The following is a 14,576-nucleotide window of genomic DNA, read 5'->3' on the forward strand; positions in this document are numbered from 1 at the left end:
CGCTCTGCCATCGGGTTCTCGGTGTCGTTCAGCCCGTGGTACCGCGTGCAGTATTCGTCAACCAGCCCATCAAGCTGGTCCTCTGAAAGCAACTCCACATCCACTACGAATTTTTCTTCGCGCGGGTCCGGCTGGGGCTCCTGGCCTGCTTCGTCGGTCATGGTCGATTCCACCTCAAAGCGGCCATGGTAATGGGTTTTACGGGGCTGTAGAAGACCGATTACGGGCCTTTTTTGTCACTACTGAGCATTGGCCGAGGGATCAGGCCGCCTTAAATCGTGAGATCAGTTGACGCATGGTGAGCGATTCCTGTCGCAGGTATTCGCTGATCTGGCGGGTATTATCAACGCTGGTAATCAAGGAGCCTGAGCTGTCATCAAGCGCTCTGGACCGTCGCCCGACGCGATCAATCTCCTCCCTCTGGACGGCAACCGCGTCCCCAATTTCAGCACTGCAGTTTTCCAACTCCGTAAACTGGTTCCCCAGCCGCTCCAGGTGGTTTTTCAGCGCATCAAGGTTCCGTCGGTTCATGCCTCCAGCGTCCCGCATTTCATCCAGCAGGCCCTCGACGCCAGAAACCCCGGTTACCAGGTCAGTCACCCACTGGCGGATTTCCCTGGTCGAATCGGACGTACGCTTCGACAGGGTGCGCACTTCGTCTGCCACTACGGCAAATCCCCGACCGTGTTCGCCGGCACGGGCCGCTTCAATCGCTGCATTAAGGGCCAGCAAATTGGTCTGCTCCGCGATATCGGCAATCACGCCGATCACGCTCTCAATCTTACCTGAGGACTCACTCAATGCCTGTATAGAAAGGGAAACCCGACCAATCACCTCCACGGTGTGTTCAGCAGCCTGCTCACTGTTTCTGAGCCCTTCCTGAACGACCGCATTGGCCGCCACGGCGTCTCGAACCGTAGTGGCCGAGTTTTCGGTGGCTAAATCAATGGCCGACGCCTGGCCGGCAATCGCCGCCATGGACTGGCTGACATCATGGATTTGTCGGCGGGTGGTATCGGTGGACGCCTGCACGCCTTCGGCCTGGGAATCCAGTGACACAGATCGGTCATTGATGCTGTGGGCAGCCGTCCTCACCTCTCCGATAAAGAGTTCAAAACGGCTGACCAACCCTACCAATGCGCGGGTCACACCAGCCACTTCATCATGCCCGGTAATAACCGGACGCCGGGAGAGATCCGAGGTTTCGTCCATTTCCCTCAGCCCGGCCTCCAGCAACTGCAGACGGCCAATCACTGAACGCCGAAGCCAGAGCGTCATCAAGACCACAGACATCAGGAATACAGCAGAGCCCGCCAACAGCCAGATTTTCTGGGCATCCAGGAAAGCCAGCAGGTCCTGGCTACTGACTTCAATGGTTGTACGGCTGGCTTCCTTGCGGTTGTTGATCGCCGCCAGCATGGGGCCGAGGGCCGGAAACAGATCAAAATCCACCACTTGCCCTACTCGATAGTAGCTACGTCCTTCAATACCGGGCCTCATGGATTCGATGAGCGCCAGCACGCTCTCAAACAACGCTCGATTTTCCGTCGCCCACTCGCTCAGCCCGGCATTATCCTCGATAGATTGCCAGTGCTCTGGCAACGCCGCTGTCAAAGCCTGAAATTCCACATCGATTTCATCCCAGAGCATCAGCTGTGCCTTGATCTTGTAGGCAAGATCCTGCAGCCGGCGATGGTCCTGTTCCAGGTCTTCCAGCAGCCAGGACTCCGAAAGATTTTCCCGGACCAATGCCTCTGAAGCAGACTCCGCACGAGTCATAATGCTCCATGACAGGAACGCCAATGCGGCCAAAGCAAACACTGAAAGAAAGGAAAAGAACAGAATACGGCTGCGGACAGTTCTGAGCATGGTATCTCCACTGGGGGTATCGTCCAATGGAGCTTATGCCTGTTTTGTGACACTTTTATGTCGCGAATGGCGCCATTTTCCAGTCGGGAAGCCTCCGATAGACCATCATCGAATGTCGAATACGCGGGAAATCCCCTACGCTCATTCTTTTACCCATTGCGCCCAGCGCGATATTCTTTAGGTTGGCACTGATTCCAAACAGGCGTAAACGATGGTCCACAGCAAGCCTTTCTCACAGGCCTGTGCAAATAACAGGCAACCAATACTGGAATGCATCAAAACGGTGTTCACCGAGCCGGCCACCATATTGGAGATCGGAACGGGAACGGGGCAGCACGCCGTTTATTTCGCCGCAGAGCTCTCCCACTTGACGTGGCAACCCAGTGATCGGCCTGGAGGCGCTGGTCATTCCCTGGGCTGGATCCAGGAGGCCGCGCTTGCCAATATCCGTCCACCACTTGAGTTGGATGTTTCCCTAGGAAGCTGGCCGGTAGACACTATTGATGGGGCCTATTCCGCCAACACGGCTCACATCATGTCGTGGGAAGAGGTAGAGGCAATGTTTGCGGGGCTGGCCAAGCGCCTCATTGCGGGCGGCCTGTTCTGCCTCTATGGTCCGTTTAACTACGAAGGGCAATTTACCAGCGACAGCAATCGCCGGTTTGATCACCACCTTCGGAGTCAGGCCGCCCATATGGGCATCCGTAATATGGATGACATGCTGGAACTGGCAGGGCGAGTTCGTTTCGGGCTTGAAAGCGATTTCGATATGCCTGCCAACAATCGACTGCTGGTATGGCGTAAACTGTAAACAGCCACTCGATTCAGGAGGGATCACGCAATGAGCCACCAGAGACTCACGATGCTGATCAGCGGCAAGGTTCAGGGGGTCTGCTATCGCGCCTCCGCGGCCGACATGGCAAACAGCCTGGGTGTCACCGGCTACGTCAGAAACCTGCCGGATGGCCGCGTAGAAATCGTTGCAGAGGGCCCGCCAGCGTCACTGGTTTCACTGAGACAGTGGTGTCGAGACGGCCCTCCCTCCGCAATCGTCGACAAGATCAATGCCACCGAAGACTCTGCAACCGGTGATTTCACAAACTTTGGAGTTCGGTAACCACCGGTTGAATGACACTACTCGGAACATTCCTTCATACCCTGGAGACCACGCTGCCGGTATTCGCCATGGTGTTTATCGGCCTTGGTCTCAGGCGCCTCGGCTGGATCGATACCAACTTTATCAACACAGCGTCGGCGCTGGTCTTCCGCGCCACTCTGCCAACACTGGTATTCCTCAGTATTGTACGCGCAGACCTTGATACTACCCTCAACCCTGCACTGCTGGGATTCTTCGTAGCCGCAACCCTGGCCAGCTTTGTCTTCTGCTGGCTTTGGGCCATGCGTGCCGCACCAACGATTGACCGGGGTGTGTATGTCCAGGGCGCTTTCAGAGGCAACTGCGGTATCGTGGGCCTCGCCCTGGCGGCCAGCCTCTATGGCGACTTCGGCCTTTCAGCCGGGGGCCTCCTGCTGGGCGTGGTCATTATTTCGTACAACGCACTCTCTGTGGTCGTCCTGACGGCCTATCAGCCGGGCCAGGCGACCAGTTGGGGACGCATTCTCGGGGACATCGGGCGCAACCCTCTCATCCTGGCCGTCGTAGTCGCGGTTCCCTTTGCCTGGTCCGGGCTGCAACTGCCGAACTGGCTAATGACCAGTGGGGACTATTTCGCGTCACTTACCTTGCCCCTGGCGCTGATGTGCATTGGCGGAACGCTGTCCTTAAGCGCCATGCGTACCGATCGCAAGCTCGCGATCAGTGCAAGTGTGATGAAGATGGTGACGTTACCGGTATTGTGTACATTCGCGGCCTGGCTGGCCGGGTTTGAAGGACGGGAACTTGGGCTGATGTTCCTGTTCTTCGCCAGCCCGACGGCAGCGGCCAGCTTTGTCATGGTCAAGGCGCTGGGCGGCAACGACCGCTTGGCAGCCAATATCGTGGCGCTGACCACGTTGATGGCCAGTGTAACGGTTACCGCCGGGGTGTTTGTGTTGCGGACTGCCGGGCTGGCTTGAGCGCCGCGTTTTCCGGCCCGACAATAAAAAACCCCAGCATTCCTGCTGGGGTCTGGTATTGGCGGAGAGGGAGGGATTCGAACCCTCGATACGCTATTAACGTATACACACTTTCCAGGCGTGCGCCTTCAGCCACTCGGCCACCTCTCCAATACTCTTTAAATAAACCGTTCCAAATCAGCAACGTCGTCGCTCATTTGAGGGCGCAAACTCTAATGGTTTTGTTCCGGTTTGGCAACTCCAATTTAAAAATCCTTTCTCCCACTCACTTCTTGGTCGGCATCGGCCATGATCGACACACTGCCAGTGTATTCGGGGCGAGAACCAGCCAGGGCTTTGTGCAATACTGGGATTAAACAAGAACCCGCCTGCAGGGAGGAAACGTTTATGCTGATGAGCGCGGAACAATCAACACTGGTTCTGATCGACCTTCAGAAAAAGCTGATGCCAGTCATTAGTCATGGCGAATCGGTGCTGTCGGAATCCGTGAAGCTGGCTCAAATTGCCCGGCTCATGGAGGTGCCGGTGATTGTCACCGAGCAGATTCCCGAAAAGTTGGGCCACAACGCCGATGAAGTAGCCGCCCTTGCCGATCAGACGGTCACCAAGATCCACTTTGACGCCTGTGGCGGCGGCCTGCTGAAGGCCATCCCCAATGATCGCAAGCAGATCATTATTGGTGGCTGTGAAGCCCATGTGTGCCTGCTGCAATCCGCCCTTTCGCTTCTGGCGGCCGGTTTCGGCGTGTGGGTGGTCGAGAACGCCACCGGCTCCCGCCATGACAATGATCGTGACGCGGCCCTCGAACGCCTGCACAAAGCCGGCGCCACCATTGTGACCGTTGAAATGGTCGCCTTTGAGTGGATGCAACACAGCGAACATCCGCGCTTCCGGGACGTTCAGCGATTAATCAGATAGCGTCACCGGAAACGGATAAGTCCGGCACCGGGCAGTCGTCGTACTGACGGTCAAATGACATAACCGGAGATCGCCATGCTCAACATGGACTTCAGCCAGAAAGTCGTCATTCAGACCGGTGAAAAGGAATGGATCCCCAGCCCGGCTGGCGGCGTACTCCGTAAACCCCTCGCCCGTGAAGAGGCCGAGCGTGGCCACGCCACGAGCATCGTGCGCTATGAGCCCGGCGCCAGCTTCAATCGGCATGAACATCCACTGGGCGAGGAAATCCTGGTACTTGAAGGAGTGTTTTCCGACGAAACCGGGGATTACGGTAAAGGCACCTACCTCCGCAATCCTCCCGGCAGTGGCCACGCGCCATTCAGCAAAGAAGGCTGCGTATTGCTTGTGAAGCTCCATCAATTCGATGAGCGTGACACAGCGACTGTGCGCATCGACACCAGTACCGCTGACTGGTTGCCTGGTATCGGTGGCTTGAAAGTAATGCCATTGCACGAGTTCGAACACGAACACGTGGCGCTGGTGAAATGGCCCGCAAACGAGAAATTCCAGCCCCACCGACATTTTGGAGGCGAAGAGATATTGGTGCTGTCAGGCGAGTTCTGCGACGAAAACGGACGTTACCCTGCAGGCACCTGGATACGAAGCCCCCATATGAGCCAGCATCACCCTTTTGTCGACGAAGAAACGGTCATCTGGGTAAAAACCGGCCACCTTCCTGTATAACGAGCCGGCCAGCCGATCTGAGCTCTAAAAAATATTTACGTTTACGTAAAGTAGATCTATCTACCTGTTACCGCTGGAATTTTCAAAATCACCAAAAAATGCATGAATTTCAACCATTGACGACGATGTAAAAGCTATCTAGTCTTCTCTCGTTGAACCCCAAAAGGGTATCGACACATGAAATCATGCCAACCGGCCTATCTGCCGGGGCATAACAATAAAATGACCACGGAAGCCGTGATCCGGCCTTGTGGAAGAGGATTTCAGCATGTCACTGGTAAATCAGTCCCTGTGCATGGGCCCATGCGCCCACACCCTGCAACACCCTACAGCTCCTTTCCTTTCTCTGACGCTTTGTGCATCCCGATCGCTCCGACCGGATCTTTCACGACTATCCAAACTCATACAACTACCAAATCCGACCGGCAGTTAATCGCGTCCAACACCCGATAGCGATTGAGTTTCGGCAGCGCCCGCAATCTACCGCCGGCCTCCGTCACAAGGGCGAATCCCTGTGCAAGAACCACCCGGAGCAAAAGGAATCCAAACAATGACTGTATTTACGCATCCTGAATTCGACCACCACGAACATCTGACGTTTTGCTGCGATCCAGAGACCGGGCTGCGCGCCATTATTGCCGTACACAATACCTCCCGTGGACCCGCGCTGGGCGGATGCCGCATGTATCCCTACGCCAGCGACGAAGAAGCACTGACAGACGTTCTCCGCCTGTCCCGGGGGATGACTTACAAGTCGGCACTGGCCAACCTTGACCTCGGCGGTGGCAAGTCCGTCATCATCGGCGATCCACGCCAGCACAAAACCGAAGCCCTGCTTGAATCCATGGGGCGTTTCCTGGAACAGCTTGGCGGACTGTACATCGCTGCCGAGGACTCGGGCACCAGCGTAGCCGACCTCCAGGTCATGGGCCGTAAAACGTCCAATGTGGCCGGCATCAGCGAACGCCCGGGTTTTGATGGCAGGCCCAGCAACGGTGACCCCTCTCCGGCCACGGCCTGGGGCACCTTTGTGGGCATTAATGCTGCCGTTAAGCACAAGCTCGGCCGTAGCGACCTTGAGGGGTTGAATGTGGCGATTCAGGGCATCGGCAACGTTGGTTACCGCCTGGCTCGACACCTGAAAGAAGCTGGCGCGAAACTCTGGGTCTACGACGTCCACCAGGACCAGATGGATCGGGCGGTTGCCGAGCTGGGCGCGACGCCGGCTAGCGCCGACGAAATTCTCTACCTGCCGGTAGACGTGGTTGCGCCCTGTGCCATGGGCGCTGTCCTGAATGATCACTCCATTCGTAAGCTACAGGCCACCATCGTGGCCGGCGCCGCTAACAATCAGTTGGCCACCCAGGCTCATGACCAGGCCCTCTTCGAACGTGGAGTGCTCTATGCCCCAGACTTTGTAATCAACGCTGGCGGCATTATCGACGTGTGTTACGAGCGCAAGGGACCCGACCCCCAGGCCGTTCGCAAACACGTCGATTCCATAGCCAATACCCTGGAGGAAATCTTCCAGCGCTCGGATCGCGATGGCCTGCCCACCGGGCAGATCGCCGATCAACTCGCAGAGGAGCGATTCCGGCATAAATCCCGTTGATGGTGGCTAACGCCGCCACTCACTCCCCCGAAAACAAAAACAGTAAGCAGGAGAATACAATGAGTAATGCTTCTTCATCCGCTGAAGGCGGTGCCATGGGCCAGGCGACAGCCAAGCGTGGGCTGTGGTCTTCGCGCCTGGCATTCATACTTGCCGCGACGGGCTCAGCAGTGGGCCTGGGTAATATCTGGAAATTCCCCTACATCACCGGTGAAAACGGCGGTGGCGCCTTCGTCCTGGTATACCTGCTGTGCATTGCGGCGGTGGGCCTACCCATTATGATGGCCGAGGTATTAGTCGGTCGCCGTGGCGGTCACAGCCCCGTTAACAGCATGCGGGCCATAACCAGCCAGGAAGGCCTGAAACCGGCCTGGCGTTGGGTGGCGGCCGTCGGGGTTCTGGCGGGGTTCCTGATCCTCTCTTTCTATTCGGTGATCGGCGGATGGGCAATTTCCTATGTCGGCACCGCCGCCACCGGACAGTTGGCGGGCCAGTCGGCTGAGTCCATAGGCGCCATTTTCTCCGGCCTGTTGGGCGATCCCATCAAGCTGCTTCTGTGGCACACCCTGTTCATGGCGCTGGTGATGGTCGTGGTTGCACGAGGTGTACGTTCCGGGCTTGAGCGTGCCGTCAGCATTCTGATGCCGGCCCTGTTCGTGCTCCTGCTGATTGTCGTGGGCTATGCGATGACCACTGGCCACTTTGGCCAGGCCGTCGCCTTCCTGTTCCAGCCCGACTTCTCGAAGCTCACCACTTCGGGCGTTTTGGTTGCCCTGGGCCACGCCTTCTTCACGCTCAGCCTCGGCATGGGCGTCATGATGGCCTACGGCTCCTATCTGCCAAAAAACATCTCCATCGCCAAAACCTCCGTGACCGTCTCGATCATGGATACCGCCGTGGCCTTGCTGGCCGGGTTGGCTATTTTCCCAATCGTATTTGCCAATGGCCTTGAGCCAGGCGCCGGTCCCGGCCTGATCTTCCAAACCCTGCCACTGGCATTCGGGCAAATGCCTATGGGCAGCCTCTTCGGTACGCTGTTCTTCGTGTTGCTGATCTTTGCCGCCTGGACATCCGGCATTTCGCTGCTGGAGCCCATTGTCGAATGGCTTGAGGAACAGAAGGGGTTGAACCGTACGGTGAGCACCGTCGGAGCAGGCATCGTCTGCTGGTTACTGGGTGTGGCCTCCGTGCTTTCACTGAACCTGTGGTCGGACGTGACACCGCTGGGCATGTTTGCGATGTTCGAAGGCAAAACCATCTTCGACCTTCTGGATTTCCTGACCGCAAATATCCTGCTGCCCCTGGGTGGACTGCTGGTCGCCGTGTTTGTCGGCTGGACAATGTCTCGACAGGCGTTGGAAAGCGAACTGGGCATGTCACCGGGCACATTCTCGGTCTGGTATCGCGTCCTGCGTTACTTCACACCCGTTGCTGTCGCCGTCGTGTTCGTCTACAACCTGGTATAACCAATCAAGCGGGATGCCGGCCCCTGTTCTGGGGCCGGCTTATCAGCCAAACGGCCATCAAGACACCGTGTAACACCAGGAACGGTATGGCAATCAGCAACAGTCCATTCCAGTCAAACGCCGCCAATACCGCACCAGCACTCAGTGCAGCTGTCGCCTGCGAGCCGAATACCATCAGGTCGTTGAGCCCCTGAACACGGAACCGCTCCTCATCGCGATATCCCTGCGGCAACAGCGTGGTGCCACCAACAAACAGGAAGTTCCAGCCAACCCCCAACAGGATGAGTGCAAACAGGTAGTGGTGAAAGCTGATACCGCTGAACGCCAGGGCCACACACCCCAGATAGGCCAGCAATCCCAGCCCCATCATCCTCGGAATACCCACCACACGAATTAACCAGCCACTGACCAGCGACGGCAAATACATGGCCATGATGTGAATCTGAATGACCCACTTGGCATCTTCAAGCGGGTGATCGGCCACTTCTGTCATACTCAGCGGTGTTGCCGTCATGATAAAACTCATGAGGGCATAACCGATGGCGGCGGCACTGATCGCCGCCCATATGACCGGTTGCCTCAGGATGTCGGTCATCGGGCGACCGCCCTCCCCCAAGGCTTCCCGGACTCGCTCCCCGCTGGCGCGGTACCCGAATACCAGTACGACCATGGCAAGCACCTGCACGACACTCAGTGCAAGCCAGCCGCCCATGAAAGGGTATTCGGCTTGACCTCCACCACCGACAAGCGCAATTTCCGGCCCCAGCCACGCCGCTACAAGACCACCGAGAAGTACCCTGGCTGCGGCGGAGCCAGCCATCTCGGGCGCCACCGACTCCATGGCCGCAAAGCGGTATTGGTGAACCACCGCCAGCCCGGTTCCACCCACAACCGCCGCAACGCACAAGAACGGGAAACTTGCGCTCCAGGCTGCCAGCGTACCGAACAATCCGGACATCGTACCCGCCAGCGCGCCAAGCAACATAACCGGCTTGCGCCCCAGACGCTCCATCATCCACGTAGCAGGCTTGATAGTCAGCACCGTACCAACAACCACAAGGCCCACGGGCAGGGTTGCCCACTCAGGCGATGGCGCCAGAAGACGTCCGTGAATGCTTCCGATAAAAACGATAAAAGGCGCTGTACACATGGCAAGCGCCTGGGCGGCGACCAGTATCCATACATTGATCGGCATTGGGTGGGCCTATTTTTTGCGGTAGATGATACCTGGGTGGCACTGCACCATTTCGTAGAGATGAGGCAACCCGTTCAGCGATTCCGATGCTCCCAGTATCAGGTAACCACCGGGATTGAGGGTGGCATGGATACGGGTCAGGATGTCCTTTTTAAGCTCTGCCGAGAAATAGATCAGTACGTTCCGGCACATAACGATATCAAACTTTCCGAGCATGTAGCGTTCGAGCAGGTTGAGTTCCCGGAACTCAACCATGCTCTTGATCTGCGGTCGGATTTGCCAGCTACCATTCATCGCGGGAGTGAAAAACTGCTTCTGACGCTCGGGCGACAGTCCCCGGCCAATGGCAATCATCTCATACTCGCCACGGCGCGCAACCTCAAGAACGCTTTTGGAGATGTCGGTGGCGGTGATCTTCACATCCCGCAGCCTACCCGGCCGTTGGCGACGAAATTCTTCAATAATCATCGCTACCGAATAGGGCTCCTGCCCTGTCGAGCAGGCTGCCGACCAGATACGGAGTGACTGCGCTGATTTTCTGTCGCCGAACTCCGGCAGCAGCTTTTCCTGCAGGATGCGGAACGGGTGATTGTCCCTGAACCAAAGTGTCTCATTCGTCGTCATCGCATCGATCACGACTTCCTTCAAACTGCTGCGACCGGTTCGCTTCACGCGATCCAGCAGATCACCCAGGGTACTCAACTTGTTCTCTTCCATGATCCGCCGTAACCGGCTTTTCACCAGGTACTGCTTGTTGTCCCCGAGCAAAATTCCACACGCATCCTGCAGGAATGTCTTAAACGCCTCGTATTCCTGTGGGGTTATCTCAGCTTTCATTGGATCTCAGTATCGAGTGGGTCGGAAGTGACACCGGCGTCACTGCTCGCGATCGACAATTTCCATAACCCTTTCAGCCAACTCATCGGGGCTGAATTTTGCCATGAAATCGTCAGCGCCTACCTTCTGCACCATTGCCTTGTTGAACACGCCACTCAAGGACGTGTGCAGCATGATGAATACGTCCTTGATTGCAGGCTCATTTTTGCACTTGGTGACCAAAGTGTACCCGTCCATTTCCGGCATTTCGACATCGGATATGATCAGACACAGGTGGTCGACGGCCTGGGAACCATCTGCCGTAACTTCTTTTAGATAATCCAGGGCCTGCTTGCCGTCATTTTTTGTCACCACCTCCATACCGATGGCCGTGAGGCACCGCTCTATCTGACGTCGGGCCACTGCGGAATCATCCACAACGAGCACTGGTAGATGGCCGGGCACCCGCTCTGAACTGCGGTTGCGGACGTCTTCGGTGACATCCTCCTCAAACGGAGAGACTTCAGAGAGTATCTTTTCAACATCGATAATCTCAATCAGCTTGTCTTCAAAGTGCGTTACCGCTGTCAGGTAAACGTCTTTGCCCGCCCCCTTGGGTGGCGGCAGGATGTCTTCCCAGTTCATATTCACGATGCGGTCGACACCAGCCACCAGGAAACCCTGGGTTTTTCGGTTGTACTCAGTAATGATCACGAAGCTGGTGGCCATCTCTTCCTTGGGAATACCGGGAAGCCGGATTGACATACCAAGGTCAATGATAGGGATGGTCTCGCCACGAATATGGGCCACGCCCCGAACCATAGGGCGACTGTTCGGCAACGACGACAGCCTGGGGCACTGCAACACTTCCTTGACCTTGAAGACGTTGATGCCGTACATCTGCCGGCCACGAAGGCGAAATAACAGAAGCTCCAGACGATTCTGGCCCACCAGCTGGGTGCGCTGATTTACACTGTCCAATACCCCTGCCATCGTTTATATCTCCCACTCGAAACGTCTTGCTGCCGGCACGCATCTTGCTGCGTTATTCTAGAAAGTCGCGTGGAACCGGCTATGTGCCGGTTTATTGACTCACTCGATAGGCTTAACGGCCGAATCCGGAAATCATTAGGATATTCCTGAACTCGGGGCTTTACCCGGTTAATGACAGCATAGGACAAACTGCCGCGTATGCGCATTACCAATTTCGCCATCATATTGTTATTCGCCGTAACAGCCGGCCCGGCAATGGCCTCCACGACCACGGCCGAACAAATTCAAAGCAGCGCGGAACAATTTCTGGAGGCATTTTCAGAGGCTCAGGCAAACGAAGGCTTTACGGTTTCCCACGATACTGGCCAACTCGACGCACGCCTCTCGCTCGCAACCTGTGATACCCCACTCAGCGTATCGTTCAGCGGCGACCCCTGGAGAACCACCCAACCCTCGCTACTGGTTTCCTGCGAGGGCGAGCGCCCCTGGCGCATGTTCCTTCCGGTATCCGTCACGATAACCGGTGAAGCCATGGTCGCCGCCCGCCCCCTGGGGCGCGGCGAACGACTGACAAAAGCGGCAATACAGTCGGATAACGTGGTGGTGAATTCGATTCGACGGGGCGCAATAACCAATGTCGACCAGTTAATGGGCATGGAAATGCGCCGCGGCGTGAACGCCGGTACCGTATTTACACCGGATTTGGTGCTGGCTCCGGCAGCGATCGAACGCGGAGACCATGTTATCATCAGCGCCCGCAGCGGAAATTTTTCGGTAAACTCAAGGGGTAAGGCCCTGGCTAGTGCCGGGATTGGAGAACAGGTTCTGGTTGAGAACCTCTCGTCCTCCCGCACCGTGCGTGCCCGTGTGACTGCTCCCGGGCATGTCGAGATTCCCATGTAACCTCGTTCCCGGCATTGATTCACCGGAAACGGCAATCTGTTGCCGGTTTTTTGGAAAGATGACAAGAGTGTCATTTAACTCTTGCAAAAATCGCTAAAGAAACGTCAGGCCATGCCGATAGACAGGTATGAAATTTTGGAGCCGCCCAACGCGGCCGACCAGTTAAGCAGGTAACGTTATGTCAGTTGACTTTAATGGAATAGGCCCAGGCCAGGTCAACACCCAGAAAACCACGGCCGATAAATCTTCCGCTACCCAGAGCACTCAGCCCTCTACAGCTGAGCAGGCAAAGACCCAGGCGCAAGGCGCCCGTGGTGAAAATGTCAATTTGAGCAGCCAGGCGAAGAACCTGAAACAGCTCGAACAAAAGCTCGGCAGTTATCCGGAAATGGACGATGACCGTATCGAGCAGATCCGCTCTGCCCTTGAAAGCGGCTCCTACAAGGTTGATGCAGAGAAACTGGCCCAGAAAATGCTTGAGATGGATGAAAGCATTTTCGGGTGAGTAGATCATGGCCGCAATTGATGAACTGAAAGACCTTTTATCTCAGGATATCCGTCAACTCGAATCCCTGGCGGACGTCCTGCAGCAGGAAAAAGCCTGCCTTTCCACATCTGATATCCGTAAACTCGAATCACTGACTGGCGAGAAAAACACTCTGTTGGGTCAGATTCGTGAACGGGCCAAACTCAAAATCCGCCTTCTGGTGTCGATGGGGTTTCGACCTGAAAACGGAGCACCCTCACGGTTTATTCTCAGCGCCGGCCTGTCAGATGTTTACGACTTGTGGCGGGAGGCCGACGAACGCCTTAAGACCTGTCACCAGTTGAATAGCAATAATGGGCGGGTTGTCAGTCACCTTCAGAAGCGCCTTTCACGTCTTACTGATATATTCCGCGGCGTTTCCGGGCACCAGACCCTCTACGGTGCTCAGGGCGAGCAAAAGGCCGTATCACACCGTACCGTTCTGGCGAGCGCCTGACGGCTTCTGGGCTCCGCAAACGTCGGAGCCCAACGCATCCCATCAGCGAGTATAGATCGTCATCTGTGAATCGGGATGGAAGCGGATATTGTCGAGTGCAATGTTCCCCATGGACGGTCCCTGACTGCCGCTGACCCGTATATTGTCCATGCGGATCTGTTCGATCCTTTCCGGGAACGCCAGGGTGAGTCCGCCATCGTCACGAACCATGTAACGGGGAACATCATCCCGATAATGCACACCGGATATCGTCAGATCAGAATCCAGGAAGTTCAGCACCGGCACGAAAATGTTCGCTGTTAGTTTCAGGCCTTCGATGACATCCGGATCAACCTCTCCTGTCCCGTCGTTACTTCCGGTCATGGCAGATACCGTGGCGATACGATCCAACAAGGATTGATCACCCTGCCCCGACACGCCGGCCATCTCGTCGTCATTAAGCGGCGCCAAACCGGCACGCTCGTACAATTGCGCGGCGTCCGTAACGTCTCGTGAATCATTCGTGGTGCTGCCAGCGGCAAAACTGACCAATGGCTGAAAAGGCAATACCGCCATAGTGACCAGTGCAGCCGCGTTGCGGTAACGGGATTGGTGCTTGAGAACCCGATGCAACTCGCGCTCGGTAATCCAGCCGGACTGTATAAACACCTCGCCGAGCCGCTGACCGGTCTCATGCTGTAGGCGCAGGCCCTCTTCCAACTGAATTTCGGAAAGGTATCCCCGGTTTATCAGCAACCGACCGAGACGGGATTTTTCTTCGAAGCCCTGACGGATTTTCAAGGTATGCCTCCAATAGCTTCACAGTGATTGCCGTACAACCTGGCCCGGTCAGAGTGCATCAATGCCACTGATGCGATAAAAGGTTAGCTGATAGTCATGAACTCCGCAGGGAATATGCCCGACTTGACAAGTATTATCTGCTAACATCCTGCAACAGACTGGATTCATGGGAACAGTATCGCAGCAAACATTCCCGAAGCTACCTACTATTCCCTGAACTAACTACGTGAGCCATTATA

At 56.3% G+C, this 14,576-nt stretch carries 15 protein-coding genes and 1 tRNA gene; 10 read left to right on the forward strand and 6 right to left on the reverse strand.

Annotated features, from left to right (window positions below; genetic code table 11):
* Nucleotides 1-261: 261 nt before the first annotated feature.
* A complete protein-coding gene (locus AXW11_RS11925) occupies nt 262-1,869 on the reverse strand; it encodes a methyl-accepting chemotaxis protein (RefSeq protein WP_091642119.1) in 1,608 nt (535 codons plus the stop codon).
* A 211-nt stretch (nt 1,870-2,080) separates the two neighbouring features.
* On the opposite strand from AXW11_RS11925, the gene AXW11_RS11930 reads away from it, so the two are divergent.
* The 3 genes from AXW11_RS11930 to AXW11_RS11940 are packed head-to-tail and all read left to right on the forward strand — an operon-like array spanning nt 2,081 to nt 3,945.
* On the forward strand, nt 2,081-2,680 hold the full coding sequence (locus tag AXW11_RS11930) for a DUF938 domain-containing protein (protein ID WP_091642116.1): 600 nt from the start codon (nt 2,081-2,083) through the stop codon (nt 2,678-2,680).
* 30 nt (nt 2,681-2,710) lie between these two features.
* Nucleotides 2,711-2,986, forward strand: a complete 276-nt coding sequence (locus AXW11_RS11935) for an acylphosphatase (RefSeq protein WP_091642113.1) — start codon at nt 2,711-2,713, stop codon at nt 2,984-2,986.
* A gap of 11 nt (nt 2,987-2,997) precedes the next feature.
* Entirely contained in the window at nt 2,998-3,945 is a 948-nt protein-coding gene (locus AXW11_RS11940) for an AEC family transporter (RefSeq protein ID WP_091642110.1), read from the forward strand.
* Nucleotides 3,946-4,004: 59 nt separating this feature from the next.
* Here AXW11_RS11940 and AXW11_RS11945 read toward each other — a convergent pair.
* Nucleotides 4,005-4,095 (reverse strand) — tRNA-Ser (locus tag AXW11_RS11945).
* A gap of 237 nt (nt 4,096-4,332) precedes the next feature.
* Between AXW11_RS11945 and AXW11_RS11950 the strand changes: the two genes are divergently transcribed.
* The 4 genes from AXW11_RS11950 to AXW11_RS11965 all read left to right on the forward strand — a co-directional run bounded on the left by AXW11_RS11950 (nt 4,333) and on the right by AXW11_RS11965 (nt 8,667).
* Nucleotides 4,333-4,863, forward strand: a complete 531-nt coding sequence (locus AXW11_RS11950) for an isochorismatase family protein (RefSeq protein ID WP_091642107.1) — start codon at nt 4,333-4,335, stop codon at nt 4,861-4,863.
* A 75-nt stretch (nt 4,864-4,938) separates the two neighbouring features.
* Nucleotides 4,939-5,589, forward strand: a complete 651-nt coding sequence (locus AXW11_RS11955) for a cupin domain-containing protein (RefSeq protein WP_091642104.1) — start codon at nt 4,939-4,941, stop codon at nt 5,587-5,589.
* 550 nt (nt 5,590-6,139) lie between these two features.
* Nucleotides 6,140-7,201 carry a Glu/Leu/Phe/Val family dehydrogenase gene (locus AXW11_RS11960; RefSeq protein WP_091642102.1) on the forward strand — a complete coding sequence of 354 codons (1,062 nt, stop codon included), beginning with the start codon at nt 6,140-6,142 and terminating at the stop codon, nt 7,199-7,201.
* Nucleotides 7,202-7,260: 59 nt separating this feature from the next.
* On the forward strand, nt 7,261-8,667 hold the full coding sequence (locus AXW11_RS11965) for a sodium-dependent transporter (RefSeq protein WP_091642099.1): 1,407 nt from the start codon (nt 7,261-7,263) through the stop codon (nt 8,665-8,667).
* A 4-nt stretch (nt 8,668-8,671) separates the two neighbouring features.
* Here AXW11_RS11965 and AXW11_RS11970 read toward each other — a convergent pair whose 3' ends face one another.
* From AXW11_RS11970 to AXW11_RS11980, 3 genes are read right to left on the reverse strand one after another with little or no spacing between them, the layout of a single operon-like run.
* Nucleotides 8,672-9,862, reverse strand: coding sequence for an MFS transporter (locus AXW11_RS11970; protein ID WP_091642097.1), 1,191 nt, complete (start codon nt 9,860-9,862; stop codon nt 8,672-8,674).
* A 9-nt stretch (nt 9,863-9,871) separates the two neighbouring features.
* Nucleotides 9,872-10,699: a CheR family methyltransferase gene (locus AXW11_RS11975; protein ID WP_091642094.1), complete on the reverse strand. Its 828-nt coding sequence runs from the start codon at nt 10,697-10,699 to the stop codon at nt 9,872-9,874.
* Between the two features lie 39 nt (nt 10,700-10,738).
* Nucleotides 10,739-11,671, reverse strand: coding sequence for a chemotaxis protein CheV (locus AXW11_RS11980; protein WP_091642091.1), 933 nt, complete (start codon nt 11,669-11,671; stop codon nt 10,739-10,741).
* Between the two features lie 198 nt (nt 11,672-11,869).
* Here AXW11_RS11980 and flgA point away from each other — a divergent pair, with 198 nt between their 5' ends.
* From flgA to AXW11_RS11995, 3 genes are all read left to right on the forward strand, one after another.
* Complete coding sequence (flgA, locus tag AXW11_RS11985) at nt 11,870-12,574, forward strand: flagellar basal body P-ring formation chaperone FlgA (protein WP_091642089.1); 705 nt, start codon at nt 11,870-11,872, stop codon at nt 12,572-12,574.
* A gap of 178 nt (nt 12,575-12,752) precedes the next feature.
* On the forward strand, nt 12,753-13,079 hold the full coding sequence (gene flgM, locus AXW11_RS11990; protein ID WP_036208006.1) for a flagellar biosynthesis anti-sigma factor FlgM: 327 nt from the start codon (nt 12,753-12,755) through the stop codon (nt 13,077-13,079).
* 7 nt (nt 13,080-13,086) lie between these two features.
* On the forward strand, nt 13,087-13,557 hold the full coding sequence (locus AXW11_RS11995) for a flagella synthesis protein FlgN (RefSeq protein WP_036208010.1): 471 nt from the start codon (nt 13,087-13,089) through the stop codon (nt 13,555-13,557).
* Nucleotides 13,558-13,599: 42 nt separating this feature from the next.
* Here AXW11_RS11995 and AXW11_RS12000 read toward each other — a convergent pair whose 3' ends face one another.
* Complete coding sequence (locus AXW11_RS12000; RefSeq protein ID WP_091642086.1) at nt 13,600-14,337, reverse strand: cyclic di-GMP-binding domain-containing protein, MshE-related; 738 nt, start codon at nt 14,335-14,337, stop codon at nt 13,600-13,602.
* Nucleotides 14,338-14,576 lie beyond the last annotated feature (239 nt).

This window comes from Marinobacter sp. Hex_13 (assembly GCF_001566815.1).
Lineage (GTDB): Bacteria > Pseudomonadota > Gammaproteobacteria > Pseudomonadales > Oleiphilaceae > Marinobacter > Marinobacter salarius.

What these genes read in the sequence shown, in the direction of transcription:
- AXW11_RS11940 (WP_091642110.1), top strand. Translation starts at nt 2,998, where the DNA reads ATGACACTACTCGGAACATTCCTTCATACCCTGGAGACCACGCTGCCG.
- flgM (WP_036208006.1), top strand. Translation starts at nt 12,753, where the DNA reads ATGTCAGTTGACTTTAATGGAATAGGCCCAGGCCAGGTCAACACCCAG.
- AXW11_RS11970 (WP_091642097.1), bottom strand. Translation starts at nt 9,862, where the DNA reads ATGCCGATCAATGTATGGATACTGGTCGCCGCCCAGGCGCTTGCCATG.
- AXW11_RS11995 (WP_036208010.1), top strand. Translation starts at nt 13,087, where the DNA reads ATGGCCGCAATTGATGAACTGAAAGACCTTTTATCTCAGGATATCCGT.
- AXW11_RS11955 (WP_091642104.1), top strand. Translation starts at nt 4,939, where the DNA reads ATGCTCAACATGGACTTCAGCCAGAAAGTCGTCATTCAGACCGGTGAA.
- AXW11_RS11935 (WP_091642113.1), top strand. Translation starts at nt 2,711, where the DNA reads ATGAGCCACCAGAGACTCACGATGCTGATCAGCGGCAAGGTTCAGGGG.
- AXW11_RS11965 (WP_091642099.1), top strand. Translation starts at nt 7,261, where the DNA reads ATGAGTAATGCTTCTTCATCCGCTGAAGGCGGTGCCATGGGCCAGGCG.
- AXW11_RS11980 (WP_091642091.1), bottom strand. Translation starts at nt 11,671, where the DNA reads ATGGCAGGGGTATTGGACAGTGTAAATCAGCGCACCCAGCTGGTGGGC.
- AXW11_RS11960 (WP_091642102.1), top strand. Translation starts at nt 6,140, where the DNA reads ATGACTGTATTTACGCATCCTGAATTCGACCACCACGAACATCTGACG.
- AXW11_RS11975 (WP_091642094.1), bottom strand. Translation starts at nt 10,699, where the DNA reads ATGAAAGCTGAGATAACCCCACAGGAATACGAGGCGTTTAAGACATTC.
- AXW11_RS11950 (WP_091642107.1), top strand. Translation starts at nt 4,333, where the DNA reads ATGCTGATGAGCGCGGAACAATCAACACTGGTTCTGATCGACCTTCAG.
- flgA (WP_091642089.1), top strand. Translation starts at nt 11,870, where the DNA reads ATGCGCATTACCAATTTCGCCATCATATTGTTATTCGCCGTAACAGCC.
- AXW11_RS11930 (WP_091642116.1), top strand. Translation starts at nt 2,081, where the DNA reads ATGGTCCACAGCAAGCCTTTCTCACAGGCCTGTGCAAATAACAGGCAA.
- AXW11_RS11925 (WP_091642119.1), bottom strand. Translation starts at nt 1,869, where the DNA reads ATGCTCAGAACTGTCCGCAGCCGTATTCTGTTCTTTTCCTTTCTTTCA.